At 73.9% G+C, this 15,119-nt stretch carries 14 protein-coding genes; 6 read left to right on the plus strand and 8 right to left on the minus strand.

Annotation, left to right across the window (positions count from 1 at the left end):
- The first annotated feature begins 41 nt into the window (after positions 1-41).
- Complete coding sequence (locus tag SACTE_RS28625) at positions 42-1,565, plus strand: glycosyl hydrolase family 18 protein (protein ID WP_014049503.1); 1,524 nt, start codon at positions 42-44, stop codon at positions 1,563-1,565.
- Between the two features lie 127 nt (positions 1,566-1,692).
- Here the strand turns inward: SACTE_RS28625 and SACTE_RS28630 are convergent, their stop codons facing one another.
- Complete coding sequence (locus SACTE_RS28630) at positions 1,693-2,655, minus strand: zinc-binding dehydrogenase (protein WP_014049504.1); 963 nt, start codon at positions 2,653-2,655, stop codon at positions 1,693-1,695.
- 76 nt (positions 2,656-2,731) lie between these two features.
- Here SACTE_RS28630 and SACTE_RS28635 point away from each other — a divergent pair, with 76 nt between their 5' ends.
- The 3 genes from SACTE_RS28635 to SACTE_RS28645 all read left to right on the plus strand — a co-directional run bounded on the left by SACTE_RS28635 (position 2,732) and on the right by SACTE_RS28645 (position 5,930).
- Positions 2,732-3,361 (plus strand): TetR/AcrR family transcriptional regulator, encoded by a 630-nt coding sequence (locus SACTE_RS28635; protein ID WP_014049505.1) that lies wholly within the window; start codon positions 2,732-2,734, stop codon positions 3,359-3,361.
- A 107-nt stretch (positions 3,362-3,468) separates the two neighbouring features.
- Positions 3,469-4,410, plus strand: coding sequence for a MerR family transcriptional regulator (locus SACTE_RS28640; protein WP_014049506.1), 942 nt, complete (start codon positions 3,469-3,471; stop codon positions 4,408-4,410).
- A gap of 170 nt (positions 4,411-4,580) precedes the next feature.
- On the plus strand, positions 4,581-5,930 hold the full coding sequence (locus SACTE_RS28645) for a histidine-type phosphatase (RefSeq protein ID WP_014049507.1): 1,350 nt from the start codon (positions 4,581-4,583) through the stop codon (positions 5,928-5,930).
- A 129-nt stretch (positions 5,931-6,059) separates the two neighbouring features.
- Here SACTE_RS28645 and SACTE_RS28650 read toward each other — a convergent pair whose 3' ends face one another.
- Complete coding sequence (locus SACTE_RS28650) at positions 6,060-6,758, minus strand: hypothetical protein (protein ID WP_014049508.1); 699 nt, start codon at positions 6,756-6,758, stop codon at positions 6,060-6,062.
- 113 nt (positions 6,759-6,871) lie between these two features.
- On the opposite strand from SACTE_RS28650, the gene SACTE_RS28655 reads away from it, so the two are divergent.
- Positions 6,872-7,522 (plus strand): TetR/AcrR family transcriptional regulator, encoded by a 651-nt coding sequence (locus SACTE_RS28655; protein WP_226995192.1) that lies wholly within the window; start codon positions 6,872-6,874, stop codon positions 7,520-7,522.
- Between the two features lie 131 nt (positions 7,523-7,653).
- Here SACTE_RS28655 and SACTE_RS28660 read toward each other — a convergent pair whose 3' ends face one another.
- The 3 genes from SACTE_RS28660 to SACTE_RS35470 all read right to left on the minus strand — a co-directional run bounded on the left by SACTE_RS28660 (position 7,654) and on the right by SACTE_RS35470 (position 11,265).
- Positions 7,654-10,173, minus strand: a complete 2,520-nt coding sequence (locus SACTE_RS28660; RefSeq protein WP_014049510.1) for an ABC transporter permease — start codon at positions 10,171-10,173, stop codon at positions 7,654-7,656.
- On the minus strand, positions 10,170-10,985 hold the full coding sequence (locus SACTE_RS28665) for an ABC transporter ATP-binding protein (RefSeq protein ID WP_014049511.1): 816 nt from the start codon (positions 10,983-10,985) through the stop codon (positions 10,170-10,172). The genes SACTE_RS28660 and SACTE_RS28665 overlap by 4 nt, the downstream gene beginning before the upstream one ends.
- 154 nt (positions 10,986-11,139) lie before the next feature.
- Entirely contained in the window at positions 11,140-11,265 is a 126-nt protein-coding gene (locus SACTE_RS35470) for a hypothetical protein (protein ID WP_264371071.1), read from the minus strand.
- 210 nt (positions 11,266-11,475) lie between these two features.
- Between SACTE_RS35470 and SACTE_RS28670 the strand changes: the two genes are divergently transcribed.
- Entirely contained in the window at positions 11,476-12,996 is a 1,521-nt protein-coding gene (locus SACTE_RS28670; RefSeq protein ID WP_014049512.1) for a hypothetical protein, read from the plus strand.
- A gap of 85 nt (positions 12,997-13,081) precedes the next feature.
- Here SACTE_RS28670 and SACTE_RS28675 read toward each other — a convergent pair whose 3' ends face one another.
- From SACTE_RS28675 to SACTE_RS28685, 3 genes are all read right to left on the minus strand, one after another.
- Positions 13,082-13,900: an N-formylglutamate amidohydrolase gene (locus SACTE_RS28675; protein WP_014049513.1), complete on the minus strand. Its 819-nt coding sequence runs from the start codon at positions 13,898-13,900 to the stop codon at positions 13,082-13,084.
- A 144-nt stretch (positions 13,901-14,044) separates the two neighbouring features.
- Entirely contained in the window at positions 14,045-14,659 is a 615-nt protein-coding gene (locus SACTE_RS28680) for a class F sortase (protein ID WP_014049514.1), read from the minus strand.
- A gap of 90 nt (positions 14,660-14,749) precedes the next feature.
- The gene (locus SACTE_RS28685; RefSeq protein WP_014049515.1) at positions 14,750-15,106 is read right to left on the minus strand and encodes a hypothetical protein; all 357 of its coding nucleotides are present in this window, start codon (positions 15,104-15,106) and stop codon (positions 14,750-14,752) included.
- Positions 15,107-15,119 lie beyond the last annotated feature (13 nt).

The following is a 15,119-nucleotide window of genomic DNA, read 5'->3' on the forward strand; positions in this document are numbered from 1 at the left end:
CGCCGCCGTTCGCGGTCCTGCGCCCTAGAGCTGGGACAGACATGAGACGCTCACGATCCGTCCGCGCGCTGGTGACGGCGGCCGTCACCACGGTGGCCGCGGCAGGCATGGCCGTGCTGGGCTCCGGCACCGCCCAGGCGGCGACCCCGCTGCCCGACCACGTCTTCGCCCCCTACTTCGAGTCGTGGACCGGAGAGAGCCCGGCGGCCATGGCGGCCGAGTCCGGGGCGAAACACCTGACCATGGCGTTCCTCCAGACGACGGCCAAGGGCTCCTGCACGCCGTACTGGAACGGCGACACCGGCCTGCCGATCGCCCAGGCGTCCTTCGGCGCCGACATCGACACGATCCAGGCCGGAGGCGGCGACGTCATCCCGTCGTTCGGCGGCTACACCGCGGACACCACCGGCACGGAGATCGCCGACAGCTGCACCGACGTCGACCAGATCGCCGCGGCCTACCAGAAGGTCGTCACGACGTACGACGTCTCGCGGCTCGACATGGACATCGAGGTCGACTCCCTCGACGACACCGCCGGGATCGACCGGCGGAACAAGGCCATCAAGAAGCTCCAGGACTGGGCGGACGCGAACGGCCGTGACCTGGAGATCTCCTACACGCTTCCGACGACCACCCGCGGACTGGCCTCCAGCGGCCTCGCCGTGCTGCGCAACGCCGTGACCAACGGGGCACGGGTCGACGTCGTGAACCTGATGACGTTCGACTACTACGACAACGCGTCCCACGACATGGCCGCCGACACCGAGACCGCCGCCCAGGGCCTGTACGACCAGCTCGCGAAGCTGTACCCGGGCAGGACCGCCACCCAGCTGTGGTCCATGGTCGGCGTCACCGAGATGCCCGGCGTCGACGACTTCGGCCCGGCCGAGACCTTCACGCTCGCCAACGCCGCCCGGGTGTACGACTGGGCGGTGGCCAAGGGCATCAACACCCTGTCCTTCTGGGCGCTCCAGCGCGACAACGGCGGCTGCCCCGGCGGCCCGGCCGCCGACGACTGCTCCGGCATCCAGCAGAACACCTGGGACTTCACCCGCGTCTTCGCGCCCTTCACCAGCGGCACCACGGCGCCGGACGACGACTTCTCGGTGACGGCCACGCCCGCCTCCGGGACGGTGACCGCGGGCGGTTCGGCCACCACCACGGTGAAGACCGCCGTGACCAAGGGCGCGGCACAGCAGGTCGGCCTCACGGTCAGCGGGGTCCCGGCCGGTGTCACCGCCTCCCTCAGCCCCTCCTCGGTGACCGCGGGCGGCCGGTCAACGCTCACCCTCGCCACGACCCAGGCCGCCGTCTCGGGCACGTACCGGATCAGCGTCACCGGTACGAGCCCGTCGGGCAGCCACGCGACGGCCTACACGCTGACCGTCACCGGCGGCACCGGCAGCCAGTGCACGGCGGGGCCGTGGGCGGGCGGGACGGTCTACACCGGCGGCCAGCAGGTCTCGTACAAGGGCCACACCTGGAAGGCCAAGTGGTGGACGACGGGCGAGGAGCCCGGCACCACCGGTGAGTGGGGCGTCTGGCAGGACCTGGGCGCCTGCTGACCGGGGGCGTCCGGCAGGACCTCGGCGCCTGCTGACCGGGGCCGCGAGCGACTCCTGAGGTCCCGGGCCGGGCGGGCCCGGGACCGGCGGCGCTGCGCTCACCGCCCGGGCGTGGACCGGGCCCCGGTCACGGTGCCAGCACGATCCTGCCGAAGACCTCGCCCGCGTCCATCTTCCGGTGCGCCGACACGGCCGCGTCCAGGGGCAGCACCTCGTGCACCACCGTCTCGATCTCGCCGCGGGCCGCCGCGGCGAACTGCTCGCCCCGCACGACGGACCGCTCCGCCCCCGGGACGGTGGCGGAGCTGAACGCGGCGAAGGACAAGGACTTCTGAAAGGCCGTCATGATCTTCGTCCCGAAGTCCGCGGGCGGTTGGCCCGCTACGGCGCCCACGGCCACCATGCGGCCGTTCGGGTTGAGCCGGTCGAAGAACGACGGCATGTCCTTCCCGGCCACCACGTCGAGGACGACGTCGTAACCCGCCGGAGCGTCCTCCCCTCCGCCGCCGGAGCGGTCCAGCACATGGGTCGCGCCGAGACGGCGCAGCCGCTCACCGCGTTCGGCCGAGGAGGTGGTGACCGCCACGGCGGCGGCACCGCCGCGAGCGGCGAGCTGCACGGCCATGATCCCGATGCTTCCGGCCGCACCGCGCACCAGGACCGTCTCGCCGGGGGCGAAACGGGCGTGCCGCAGCCCGAAGTGCGCCACGACGCCGGAACCGCCGAGTGTCACCGCCGCGGCGGAGGACAGGTCCGCGGGCAGCGGAACGACATCTGCGACCGAGGCGACGGCCTGTTCGACGTAGCCTCCGCCGGTACCGGTGAACGCCCAGACCCGGCGGCCGGTCCAGGACGCGTCGACGCCGTCACCGACCGCGGTCACGACGCCCGCCACTTCGCTGCCGGGAACGAAACCCTCCTCGAAGCCGTATGCGGCCAGGGCCCCGCTCCGGATCACGGTGTCGACCCCGCCGACACCTATCGCCTCGGTCGCGACGAGCACCTGCCCGGCCGCGGGCCGTGGGGCCGGCAGATCCACGGCGACCAGACCTTCGGGACCGCCGTACGCCTGGATCGCGAACGCTTTCACTTCTCGTCTCCGTTCTCCGAGCTGATACGTCTCGGACGCTAACGGACGCCCCCGTCCGTTTGGCTAAAGTGAGAGCATGAGCGACCGTTTGCCTCAGACCCTGCGCTCCGACGCGCTGGACAACCGGGAAAGCATCCTCGACGCGGCCCGGGCGCTGTTCTCCACCGGCGGCCTGGACGTGCCGATGCGGGAGATCGCGCGGCGTGCCGGAGTCGGACCCGCCACCCTGTACCGCCGCTTTCCCACCAAGCAGGCGCTCGTCGCCGAAGCGTTCGCGGACCAGCTGCGCGCCTGCCGGACCATCGTCGACGAGGGGTGCGCCGACCCGGACCCGTGGCGTGGTCTCTGCCAGGTGATCGAGAGGATCTGCGAGGTGCACGCACGTGACCGGGGCTTCACCGAAGCCTTCCTGGCGGCCCTCCCCGGGGAACCGGACGCCGCGGGCCGCGCGTACACGGTCGGAGCACTCGCCGGACTGGCCCGGCGGGCCAAGGACGCGGGCCGGCTGCGGTCCGACTTCGTCCTGGACGACCTCATTCTCGTCTTCATGGCCAACAAGGGGATCCGCACCCGGTCGACCGCCACCCAGGTCGCGGCCTCCCGACGCTTCGCGGGGCTGGCGATCCAGGCGTTCGCGGCCGAGCCCCGACCGCTGCCGCTGCCACCGGCACCCCGGCTGGCGCAGACGGCGCCGGACAGCGCCTGACCGTGGACGAGCGGCAGCCTCGCCCGACGCGCGAACCCACCGGCCGACGCGGGCCGGACCGCCCAGGCCTTGAGTCTCCAGTCGCTGGAGACCCCAGGATGAGGGACATGGACGGTACGACCCTCTACTCGATCGGGGAACTCGCCCGGCGCACCGGTGTGCCGGTGAGGACCATCCGGTTCTACTCCGACACGGGGGTGGTCGCACCGACCGGCCGAAGTCCCGCCGGCTACCGGCTCTACGACCTCGACGCCCTCCTCCGTCTGGAGCTCGCCCGCACCCTGCGCGAGCTGGGAATGGACCTCGCCACGGTGCGGCGCGTGCTGGAGAGCACGCTCTCCGTCGCCGAAGCGGCCGCCGTGCACGCGGAGGCCGTGGACGTCCAGATCCGGACACTGAGGCTGCGCCGGAGCGTTCTGCGAGCGGTGGCCGCACGCGGGTCCAGCCCCGAGGAGACCACACTCATGCACAGGCTCACCCAGTTGTCCGGCGAGGAACGCCGCCGCCTCACCGACGACTTCACCGACGACGCGTTCGGCGGCGCGGACGCCGACCCGGTGGCGAGGGACATGGTCCGCGCCGCCGCCCCCGAACTCCCCGACGACCCCACCGCCGAGCAGATCGCCGCCTGGGTGGAGCTCGCCGAGCTGCTCGGCGACGAGGACTTCCGCGCCCGCATGGGCCGCACGGCGGCCCGCCGGGCCGACGGGATCCCGCTCGGCATCGAGACCGAGGCCGGGGCCGAACTGACGGAGTACACCCGGCGCACGGTCACCGGGGCGCGGGAGGCGGGCATCGCCCCGGACGGCGAGGAGGCCGCTCCACTCGTCGACGACCTCGTGCGGAGGTACGCCCGGGCGCTCGCCCGGACCCCGGACGCGGAATTCCGTGCGTGGCTGGCCGAGCGGTTCGCACCCGGCGTCCCCGATCCGCGGGTGGAGCGCTACTGGCGGCTCGTGTGGCGCGTCAACGGCTGGCAGGTGGTTCCCGACATGGTCCCGGTGTACCCGTGGCTGGTGGAGGCGCTGCGGGGGACCGCCACGCCCTGAGGAAGCGGTCCGCGGTACGCATGCGCCCGGGGCCGGCCCCGGGCCCGTCGTACCGCGGATGCCCGGAATGCGTGCGCCCGCCACGTCGTGGCCGTCCCGCGTTCACCCGGGCGCTCCAGGATGCGGAGGCGTCCGACCGACGGCACGTCTCGACCCGAACCGGTGAACCCATGCGGAAACGAACCGCCGCCACCGCTCTGACGCTCGCCGCGTCCGTGGCCCTGGCGGCAGCCCTGCCCGCCCGGGCGCACACGGGAGACTCCGGTTTCTACGGCACGAAGACTCCGTACGCGCCGGGGCAGAACGCCCGGGCGTACGAGCAGGCGCCCAAGGGGTTCGTCCCCGTGTTCACCGAGAACGTCTCCCGGCACGGCTCCCGCGCGGCGTCCGACCGCGAGGACGGCGACCTGATCCTCGCTCTCTGGGAGAAGGCCCGCAGCGAAGGGCAGCTCACCCGCACCGGTGAGCGGTTCGGCGGCGACGCCGAGGCGCTGCTCGCGGCCATGGACAAGATCGGGTACGGGCAGCTCAGCGGCCGGGGCGAGCGGGAGATCAAGGAGACCGCCACCCGGCTGGAGAAGCGGCTCCCGGAGCTCTTCCCGAGGATCGTCAGGAACTCCGAGCAGATCAACGTCGTCAACTCCGGCAAGGACCGCGCGGTCGACAGCGGCACCCTCTTCGCCGAGGCCCTGGCCGAAGGCGACCCGTCCCTGAAGCCGCTCATCACCCCGGCCAGGACCGATGCCGACCTGCTCTACTTCCACAAGTCGGCCGGCGGCGAGGAGTACCGGGACTACGTCGACAACGACGAGCGGCTCGCCACCACCCTCGACACGATCATGGACCAGCCGGCCACGCACACCGCCGCCCGCAACGTCCTGAGGAAGATCTTCGAGCCCGCCTTCGTCGAGCGGATGTCGGCCGGTGAACTCGACGGCATCGGCACCGAGGTGGACGCCGCGCAGGCCGTCCACGCGCTGTACGCCATCGCGCCCGCCATGGCCGACGAGGGCACCTGGAACATGAAGCGGTACATCGCGCCGCGTGACGCGGAGTGGTTCGCCTACCTCGGCGACGCCGAGGACTTCTACGAGAAGGGCCCGGGCTTCACCGGCAGCGACATCACGTACAGGATGGCGGACGTGCTCCTCGACGACTTCTTCGAGAAGATCGAGGCCAAGCGGGCCGGGACCAGCACGGTGGGCGCGGAACTGCGCTTCACGCACGCCGAGGAGATCATCCCGCTGGCGGCGCTCATGGAACTGCCCGGCAGCACGAAGCAGGTCTCCCCGTCCCGCCCGTACACCTACGGCGGCAACCCGTGGCGCGGTGCCTCGGTGGCGTCCATGGCCACGAACATCCAGTGGGACCTGTTCCGGAAGGGGAACAGCTATCTGGTGCGGATGCTCTACAACGAGAAGCAGACCGCCTTCAAGCAGGGCTGCAAGCCAGTGGCGAAGGGCAGTTACTTCTACGACGCCGACGAGCTGGAGCGGTGCTTCGGCCGCGCCGGGTCCTGAACCGCGCGGACGGCCCGCCACCGCTGCCGGTGGGCGCGGACGCCGGGCCGGCCGGCCTCACGGAAGCCGGAACGGCCCGGCGTACGGGCGAGGACGCGGTCCGGCGCGGCGGGCGGCGTCCGCGCCGCCTCAGTCGCGAGCAGCCGCCGCGGCCACGATCCAATTCCTGAACTCGACGGCGTAGTGCCGGAGATGGTGGTCCAGGACCTCGTGCGGGCACGAGCTGGGCACGTAGACCGTCAGATGCGCGGTGAAGCCGTCGGCGGTGTCGCCGAACTGGGTCAGCGCCCGCCCGACGACCGTGCCGTCGGCCAGGAAGAGGTTCGAGGACATCTTGTGCGGAAACTCGGACTCCGGGAGGAGCTCGGCCGCGTCCGCCGCCCAGGCCATCGCGTCCGTCCCCCAGCCGCCCATGAAGAAGGAGCAGACGTGAGGGCCGATGTTCTCCACCACGTTGAACGCTCCGCCGGCTCCGGGGGCCATCACGTAGTGCTCGGGGTGCGCCGCGAGGAGCGCGTGCTCGTCGCCCGCGAAGGCCTTCTCCATCCAGGCCAGGAACGCCTGGGAGGTGAGGCCCCGTGTCGCGAGCACCGTCGTGCCCGCGGTGAAGCGGCCGTCGGAGGCGCGGGCGCTCTCCCGCAGGAAGGCGTTGCCCTCCTCGATGTCCGCGGCCAGGAGGTCGAGCAGCCCCTGGCGGCCCAGGCGTGTCCTGAAGCGGTCCAGGGCGCGGCGGGCGTAGAACAGCTCGAAGTCGTCGACGCTCCCGGTGCCGGTGGGTCCTGACTCGAGCGTCACGGTCACGGGCGGGGAAGTCCGGTTGTCGGTCATGGTCCATCCTCCATAGAATGCGAACGTGAATTCGCGTTCGCATTTCGAGGGTAACCAGGGGAGCGCGCCACTTGTCAAGGGCATCCGTCGAGGCTGTCGATACCATGCGGGACATGACCGACGAGCCGAAACGTCCAGCGCACCACCGGGAGCCCCGGCAGGCCCGCAGCGCCGCGACACTGGCTCGCATACTTCAGGCGGCCGAGGAGATCGCCTCCTCTTCCGGTCTGGACGAGATGACGGTCAGCGGGGTCGCCGAACACGCCGGTGTCGCCGTCGGCTCGATCTACCGTCGCTTCGAGGGCAAGGAGCAGCTGGTCACCGCCCTGACGGAGCGAATGCTGGAACGGCGCGAGGAGTACGTGGCCGAGCGACTACGCGCCGCCGAGCCGTCACTCCCCGGCGTCGTGGACGCCTATGCCGACGCGCTGCTGCAGTCCTTCGCCGACAGCGGCAACCTCTTCCCGGAGCTGATGCGCGCACGGGGAAGCAGCGCCTTGGACCGCGGAGCCCGCACGATCACCGAAATCCACCGCCTCCTGCTGGAAGCGGCGGCTCCCTACGCCCACCAGATCCGCCGCTCCGACCCGGAGGCGGCGCTGGACACCGTGGCCCGCGCCCTCCTCGGCGCCTGCTTCCACAACTCCGTACGGCCCGATCCCGCCACCGGGGAGACGGCCCGACGACGGTACGCGGACGAACTGGGCGACATGGCGGTCGCCTACCTCCTCACTCCCGACCGCCGCCGTACCACCCGCACCTGAAGCGCCCAGGAGACCGGTGGCCGCACCGGCGGGCCGCCGCGCTGCCGGGTCCCGACCCGCGCCATGCCGTCGGCCGGAGACGAGCCGCGACGCCGTCCCGTCCTGTTGGCGCTCCGGCCTCGGGCTTCCCGTCAGCGCTCCCGCCCGCGCAGCACCGCCCGCGCCGGGAAGGCGACGGCGAGCAGGGCGAGGCCGACCGCGCCCGCGACGAAGGACCCGTACACGAGCGGCGGCACGTACGGGGTCCCGTCGGTCAGGCCGCGCACCATCGGGAACAGGGTGGCCGCGGCGATGGCCGTGCCCAGGACGACGCCGGCCACCGCCACCAGCAGGCCCTCCCAGCGCAGCATGTCCATCACCTGGCGCCTGGTGGCGCCGACGAGGCGGAGCATGCCGAGCTCACGGCGCCGGTCGAAGACCGCCATCACGAGGGTGTTGACCGCGGCGACGGCGGCGAAACCGCCCAGGACCGCGGCCATCGTGTAGTTGGCCCAGGCGTTGAGCTCGCGGTCGGTCGTCCGCTCGACCGCGTAGCCGGACGCGTCGGCGACCGTGCCCAACGGGGCGAGGGCCTGCGCGTCCCCGCCCCGGACCAGCAGCGTGCTGTCGAAGCCCGAGGTGACGTGGGCGGCCAGGGACGCGCGGTCCATGGTCACGGCCGCGAGGCCGAGCCCGCGGCCGTACACCGCCACGACCTCCGGGGCGGCCCGGGTGCCGTCCGGGAGGTACATCGGCAGCTTGTCGCCGACCGTGACCTTCGCCGACGCGGCGAGTGTGCTGCCGACGGCGATCCGGCCCTCACCGACACGGTCCAGGCTGCCGCTGCGCACATCGAGGTCCTGCACCTTCGCGAGCCGCGTCCCGGAGCCGGTGATCCCCTGGGCCGCCGAGTGCTGGAGCCACCGGTCCCCGCCCGACCCGACGGGCACGAGTACCTGCGTGTCCAGCAGGCCCACGGCCGCCTCGACACCGGGTGCGCGGGCGGCCCGGTCGACGGCGTCGGCGCTCAGCCCGGCGGGATGCGTGACGACGTGGTCGGCGGTGACGCCGTCGCGCAACTGCTCGGCGGCGACGTAGCTCTCACTCGTGTGCATGAAGGCGAGCGTCGAGGCGAAGGCCATGGCGAGCACGAGGGGAGTGATCGCGGAGGCGGTCCGGCGGGCGTGCGTACGGGAGTTGGCGGCGGCGAGCTCCGGCGCGGCACCCCGCCCGCGCAGCGGTAGCCCGAGCAGCGTCACGCACAGCCACGCCGTCGGCGGCCCGAGCAGCGCGACGGCGAGCATGAACAGCATGACGACGCCGAGGGCTGCGTCGGCCGCGTCCTCCCCGGCCGAGCGGGCGGCGAAGACGGTGAAGAACCCACCGCCGACGAGGGCGCTCAGCCCCAGCAGGGTACGGATCACGCCCGGCCGCAGCCGCTCGACCGACGCCTCGGTGAGCGCCTGCCCCGGCTTGATCCTGGCGGGTCGGCGGCCGGCCGCCCAGCCGGCGGTGAGCGCGGTCAGCAGCCCCGTGCCGACGGCGACGACGAGCGGGATCCAGGAGACGCGCAGCTCCACCGGATCAGGGACGGCCCCCCGGTCCTTCAACTGTCCGAACCACCAGTGCGCGAGCCCGATCCCGGGCAGACAGCCGAACAGCCCGGCGAGCGGCGCGACGAGCAGCCCCTCTGAGGCGACCGCACGGCGGATCTGCCGCGGGGTGGCGCCGACGGCGCGCAGCAACGCGAACGCCTGGGCGCGCTGAGCGACGGACAGCGCGACCGTGCCGGACACGGTGAAGACGGCGACCAAGGCGGCGATCCCGCCGAAGGAGCCTCCGAGCCCGGTGAGCGTCTCCCGGGCGTATCCGAGCCCGCGGTCCTCGACGGCACCGCGGTCGTCACCGGTGTACACCCTGGCGCCGGACCCGGCGAGTGCCCCCCTCAGACCGGAGGCGAGGGCACCGGTGTCCGTACCGTCCTCCGCCAGGACGGCGATGGCGTCGGCCTTGCCGGGATGCCCGGCGAGTGCGGGAGAGCCGGCATCGGCGAACCAGCCGGTGCCGTCCCCGCTCGCGTCTCCGGCCAGGTCTCCGGCCACGTCTCCGGGCCCGGCCTTCGCCAGCCCGGAGACGCGGAACCCGGCGCGCCCGGCGGCCGTTTCGAGGGTGACGGTGTCACCGACACCGGCCTTTGCGGCCCGCGCGGCGACGGCGTCGAGCACGACCTCGCCGGCACCGGGCGCGGACCCGGAGGTCAGCGCGGTGCCGGTGAAGGCGTGCGACCCCCAGCCGTGACCCGTCAGCGCACCGTCGCCCCGGCGCACCGGGAACGTGAAGTCCGGCACCGCCGCCTTCACGCCGGGCACCCGGGCCGCCTTGCCGGCCGACGTGACGTCCACGCGCGCCGTGTCCGGCAGCGGGTACGCCGACTCGGAGCGGCTGTCACCGCTGCCCGTGACGAGACGGGCGTACTGGTCCGCCGCCGCGACGACCGGCGCCTTCGCGTAACGCACCGCCGGCACCGACGCGCGGGCGCCCGTCTCCAGGAGGATGCCGCAGGCCGAGACGATGACCGCCGCCATCATCAGCGCGACGAAGGTGCCCGCGAACGAAGCGGGTCTGAAGCGCACGGCCGCACGGGCGAGGCCGTTGGGGACCAGCCTCCTCACGCCGCGACCCCGGCCGTCGCGCCCGTACGGGAGGTGAGGGCGGCCATGCGCGCCGTGATCCGCTCCGCCGAGGCACGGTCGAGGGAGCCGGCGAGGACGCCGTCCGCGAGGAACAGCACGCGGTCGGCCCAGGCCGCCGCCGCCGGGTCGTGCGTGACCATGACGACCGTGGCGCCGAGGCCGCTCACCGCGTGCCGGAGCAGCCCGAGCACCTCGGCGGCGGTACCGGTGTCGAGGGCGCCGGTGGGCTCGTCGGCGAAGACCACGTCCGGGGCCGTGACCAGGGCACGGGCGATGGCCACGCGCTGCTGCTGACCGCCGGAGAGCTCGCCGGGCCGGCGCCTCCCCTTGCCGATCAGGCCGACCTGCGCGAGCAGCGTCTCCGCCCGGCGGCGGTCCTGACGCTGCCCGGCGAGTCGCACGGGGAGCAGCACGTTCTGCTCCACGGTGAGGGAGGGCAGCAGGTTGAAGGCCTGGAAGACGAAGCCGAGGCGGCTGCGGCGCAGCTCGGTGAGCTGGTTCTCGCCCATCCCGGTGATCTCCGTGCCGCCGAGCCGCACGGAGCCCGCGGACGGCCGGTCGAGACCGGCGGCGCACTGAAGGAACGTGGACTTGCCGGATCCGGACGGGCCCATGACGGCGGTGAACGTGCCGCGCGCCAAGACGAGATCGATACCGGCCAGGGCGTGCACGGCACCGGCGCCGCGGCCGTACTGCCGCCGCACGCCGCGCAGTTCGACAGCGGGACCGGATGAGCCCTGGGTCTCCGGCCGGTCGTCCGTCTTGTCTCGTGTGCCGCCCCGCAGCCTCATGTCCGTCCCTCTCGCGATCTCGTCGAGCCGATAGCCCGAAGCTACGGATCACGGCCGTCGCGGACCATGGCGGTTGCAGGCGGATCCGGGGTGGGGACAACCCGAGGCCGCGCGGGGGGCGGGCGGGAGGACACACCCGAGATGAACCGGAGCCTCAGGGAACGGGCTTCATCCCCAGGCCGACGACGGCCACCACCGCCAGGACAGCCGTTCCGGCGGCGCCGGACAGCGTGGCGCGCCGCCGCGTCCGCCCGCCCCCGGCCTCTCTCGGACCCTTCACGTGCCCCCGCGTACCGCCCGCGCGACGCCCCAAGTACCGGTGCCGACGGGCCTTTCACCCGGTCGTGGGCCCGCAACGGTACGGGCCGGTGGCGGGGCGGGAGCCCCGGCAGCCGTCCCCGCGACGGCGCGTTGGGCGCACGCCGTGCGGTGAGGTCCGGCAAGGTGTCCTTGTTGCGATTCACCCCAACTGTCCTGATGAGGAACAGTCATGCGCGTCGTCACGGCCCCCCGTCCGACACCACCGGCCGCGCCCGCCCGAACCGACCGGCAGGCGCGCCGACCGCTGCCGTGGCTGATCACGGTCGCCGTGGTCTTCGTCGCCGTGCAACTGGCCGTGGTCGTGCCCGGATCGGGGCTGGCGTGGGACGAGACGGTCTACGTCAGCCAGGTCGGCGGCCACGCCCCGCCCGCCTTCTTCAGCGCCCCCCGGGCCCGCGGCACCTCCTACCTGGTGGCCCCCGCCACCGCCCTCACCGCGTCCACCGCCTTCCTGCGGGTCTACCTCGCCGTGCTCTCGGCCACCGCCCTCGTCGGCGCCCTCTGGGTCTGGCGCACCCTGCTCCCCACCCCCGTCCTCGTCTGCGCGGGCGTGTTCTTCGCGGGGCTGTGGCCCACGCTGTTCTACGGCTCGATGGCGATGCCCAACCTCTGGTGCGCGCTCGGTGCGCTGGCCGGCGCCGGATGGGTCGCCCGCGCCGTGGTCGGCCGGGCAGGGCGCGCCGAACTGCTCGGGGCGAGCGCGGCCGTCGCGGTCGTCACCCTGTTGCGACCCGCCGACGGGGTGTGGCTGGCCCTCCCGTTGCTCCTCGTCGCGGTGCGCCGGCCGACGATGCTCGCGGCCCTGGCTGCCGGGCTGCTCGCCGGGTGCGCGCCCTGGATCGTCGAGGCGTTCGCCCACCACGGCGGACCGGTGGCTCGGCTGCACCGCGCCGGCGAGATCCAGGGCGGACTGGGCTGGGACATCGCCGTCGACGACCAGGCGAAGGCCCTGGAAGGTCGCACCCTGTGCCGGCCCTGCGACATCCCGTGGAAGCGGCCGGGCACCGCGGTGTGGTGGGCCGCGCTGCCGTTCCTGACCGTCGGCGGGGTCTTCGCCGCGCGCCGGGCGGGCCGGGGAGGCGCGGCGGTGGTGGCGGGCGCGACCGCGGTGTCGCTGGCGGTGCCGTACCTGTTCCTGATCGCCTACGCGGCACCGCGCTTCCTGCTCCCCGCCTACGCGGTGCTGGCCGTGCCGGTGGCCGAGTGCGCGGTGTACCTGACCACCCGGGTGCGGCGCGCCGGACGGCCCGTCGGGCTCGTCGCCCTCGCCCTCGCCCTCGCGGGGCATCTCGCCGTCCAGCTCCAGGTCCTGAGCAGGGTGGCCGCGAGCAGCCACTCCACCAGCGCCGACTACACGGCCGTCGCCGGCGCGCTCCACCGGCTGGGGGTGCGCCCGCCGTGCGTGATCAGCGGGGAACAGGCCGTGCCGATCGCGTACTACGCCGGCTGCGCCTCGCGCCAGACGACCGGCCACGACGCCCGCACCACACCCGCCGCCGTCCGGGCTGCCGCGCGACGGGTGCCGACGGCCGTGCTCGTGGCGGGCGACGCCGCCCGGCCGCCTTCGTACGCGCGCGGCTGGCGCCGCGAGTTCCTGGCCCGGACGCGCGGCGCAGGGCCGTACACCGGGTACCTGTCCGTGCCGGTCGGTTCCCCCACGTCGAACGGGGGCCTCGGCACCCGCCGTTGAACGGCGGGGCAAGCGGCGGGCCCGTGTCACCCGACCGGCGTGCGAACCTCGTGGAGCCGGCCACGGGACGCCCGCCGGACCGCCGTCAGAGTGGTGACGGCCCTGCCTCATGAGTCGCGCTCTCAACCAGCGTGGCCAGGGCCGACGCCAGAGCGGGCAGGCCGGGGCCCGCCGGGCCGCCCGGCTCGCTCATGTACCCGTCGCGGCGGATCTCGATCATCAGGGCGCAGACCCGGCGGTCCGTCCCGTAGTGCTTCAGCGGTACATACGTACCGGGGAAAGGGCTGTCGAGCCCCGTGTCCCCGAAACCGGCGAACGCCTCCCGCGCGCGGGCCAGGAGCCAGGGCGGGGTGTGGAAGCGGTCGGTGCCCAGGCACACGGCGGGCCGCGGGCCGTCGCCGTGCAGCTCGTACGGGAGCGCGGCGGTCGGATACGAGTGGACGTCGATGACGACCGCGCGCCCCGTCGCGGCGAGCCGTGCGTCGACCGCCGCCGTCATCGCCCGCGCGTACGGGTGGAAATAGCGGTCGAGCAGCGGTGCCGCGTCATGGCCGGGCGGACGGAGGCGTTCGCGGTGCGTGGTGTGCGTGTACACCGCGCCCATGCCCACGGCCGCCATCTCCTCCCGGTCGTCCGGGAAGCGTTCCGGGTCGACGACCAGCCGCGACAACTGGTTGACGAACCGCCAGGGACGGTCGGCGCGGGCGGTGGCTGCCAGGGCGGCGAGTTCGGCGGTGTGGGCGTCCGTGATGTGGTCGAGCTCCTCCGCCAGCGCCGCGTCGTCCAGCACCAGGGCGTCGCGCACGGCGTCGGGGACGACCCGGGAGGAGTGGGGCACGTGCAGCAGGACCGGGGACGCGGGTGCGCCGGGGAGGAGTACGTACGGGCGGGGGTCGGTGCTCAACGGCGGGTCCTTGGGTCCTTGGCTGTGTCGGAGTCGGAGGACACGGCGGGGCGGGCCGGGCCGTGCCCGATTCTCCACCCCGCCGTGCCCGTCGCCCGCCCCCGTCGCCCGCCCGGTCGCCCGCCCCGCCGTCGGCTCTGCCGGTCAGCGGAGCGTCGCGTACACGATCAGGTTGTCCACGGGGTGCCCCTCGGCGTCGAAGTCGCCGTCACAGGTGATCAGACGGAGCACGCGCTCCCCGGTCGCTCCGTAGACCTTCTCGGTGGGGAAGCCGTCCTTCTTGACGGTCTCCTTCGCGGTGACCGTGAAGTGGGACTCCTCGCCCGCTCCGTCGGACACCGTGATGTCCGCGCCCTTGGCGATCTTGTGCAGATCGTGGAAGACGGCCCTGCCGAACCGGGTGTCGTTGTGCCCGATGAGCACCGCCGCCCCCGGCTCGCCCGGGACGGCCCCGCCCGCGTACCAGCCGGCCGTCATGCCCTTCTCGGCGGGCGGGACCTCCACCGTGCCGTCCTGGTTGAGCCCCAGCCGCATCAGCGTGCTGTCGATCCCGACCGACGGGACCGTGACCCGCGTCGGGGCCGGTGCCTTGGGAGAGTCCGGTGCGTGCGCCGTCTGCGCCGGGCGGGTGGGGGAGGGAGTCCCGGCGGACGCCTCGGGGGCATCGGCCGCGCCGCAACCGGTGAGCGGTACGAGCAGCAGGCCGGCCGCTGCCGCGAACAGGGCGATCCGCGACGGCACGTGCGGTGTGAAGGACATGGGTACTCCGGGGCGGTGAGCAGGCGAGGGTGGGCAGAGCAGGGATGCGGATGGCGCCGCCCCTCGTGGGGCGGCGCCATCGGGAGGGGATCAGCCGTTGCGCTGCGCGGCGGACCTGCGGCGCACCACGAGGGTGCCCGCGCCCGCCAGCAGGATCGCGCCGGCCGCCGAGCCGTACAGCGCGGTCGCGTCGGTCGACCCGGCCGGACGCTCACCGGCGTCCACGCCACCGCGCGGCACCGCGCCGGCCGGCACGGGCTCGGCCGCGGCCGGGGGCTCGGTGGACTCGGCGCGCTGGGAGTCGGGCACGGGCGTGGGGGCGTTGACGCTGTCGGCGGGCACCGGAGAGGGAGCGCTGTCGGCGACGGCCACGGCGGACGGAAGCAGAACCGCGCCCAGGGCGGTGGCGGCCAGGACCGCGGTGCGCAGGGTCGGGCGAAGGGACATGAAGAACTCCGAT

Source organism: Streptomyces sp. SirexAA-E (assembly GCF_000177195.2).
In the GTDB taxonomy this organism is placed as follows: Bacteria; Actinomycetota; Actinomycetes; order Streptomycetales; family Streptomycetaceae; genus Streptomyces; species Streptomyces flavovirens.